The organism is Bartonella sp. CB10SXKL (assembly GCF_042195515.1).
In the GTDB taxonomy this organism is placed as follows: Bacteria; Pseudomonadota; Alphaproteobacteria; order Rhizobiales; family Rhizobiaceae; genus Bartonella.
Map to the genome: position 1 here is coordinate 1 of NZ_JBHION010000088.1, position 1096 is coordinate 1096.

Genomic DNA, 1096 nt, shown 5'->3' on the forward strand with positions numbered 1-1096 from the left:
TATATACAAAACGTATCATATTGCAAGCGCTCTATGAGAGATATGAAAACTTATCAAAAGGAATGTAAATGATGCGTTTGATTTTTACTCACTCATTTGAATTACAGAGCCTATAAACGCTTGTTATGGCTATCAAACGTATCAAACAAATCAAAATGCTCGGTAGCTTTAACAATCCAATCAAAAGCAAATGCATATTCAATAAATATCTGCAAAAAACGTTCTTTTTACATTTGGAAGCGTTGGTTTTTACAAAGCAGCTTTTCATAAGATAAATAAACAATTATGGTTTTTTGTTACCATTTTTATCAAGTCAATTTTATTAATAATAGTTATTAAAAAATCACAAAATTAGAATAACCACTTGAAAATATACCCATATGGGTATATTAATAATCATGAGTAAAATAAAACGTATCATATGGCTTGGTTCTTCACTCAAAGATATAAAAAGTCTTCCTGATCTTATTCAACAAAGGATTGGTTATGCTCTTTATCTTGCTCAGATAGGAGATAGAGGAGAAAATGTTAAGGTTCTCAAGGGGTTTGGATCTGCCAATGTTCTAGAAATTATTGAACGCGATATTCAAGGAACTTATCGCGCTGTTTATACGATACAATATAAAAAATCTCTTTATGTGTTGCATTGTTTTCAGAAAAAATCAACCCGTGGCATTGCAACACCAAAACCAGACATTAATCTGATTAAAGAACGTCTCAAGTTAGCAGAACAATTAGAAGGGAATTAAAATGATCAATGTTTTTCACGGTAGTTCCAATGTTTATGCGGATCTTGGCTTTTCAGATTCCAGAGAGATGCTTATCAAAGCGCAACTTGCTCATAAGATTAGTCAAATTCTGAAAGAAAAGAACTTAACACAAAAACAGGCTAGTCAACTTTTGAAAATGACTCAACCAAAACTGTCTAAACTCTTAAGTGGAGAATTTCGAGGAATTAGTGAAATGAAAATGCTTGAGTGTTTGGCAAAATTGGGAAACGATATAAAGATTATTGTTAATCCGAAAGAAGTTAAAACGCTTGAAGGACATTTTGAAGTTGTTTTTTCTTCTTAAACTTCTTTATGATTAGCTTTTT

2 protein-coding genes are annotated in these 1096 nt (G+C 31.2%); both read left to right on the forward strand.

Going from position 1 to position 1096, the window contains the following annotated elements; translation table 11 throughout:
* Nucleotides 1–398: 398 nt before the first annotated feature.
* Nucleotides 399–749, forward strand: coding sequence for a type II toxin-antitoxin system RelE/ParE family toxin (locus ACFIK3_RS09570; protein ID WP_041581387.1), 351 nt, complete (start codon nt 399–401; stop codon nt 747–749).
* A 1-nt stretch (nt 750) separates the two neighbouring features.
* Nucleotides 751–1074, forward strand: coding sequence for a helix-turn-helix domain-containing protein (locus tag ACFIK3_RS09575; protein WP_015856199.1), 324 nt, complete (start codon nt 751–753; stop codon nt 1072–1074).
* The last annotated feature ends 22 nt before the right edge of the window (nt 1075–1096 follow it).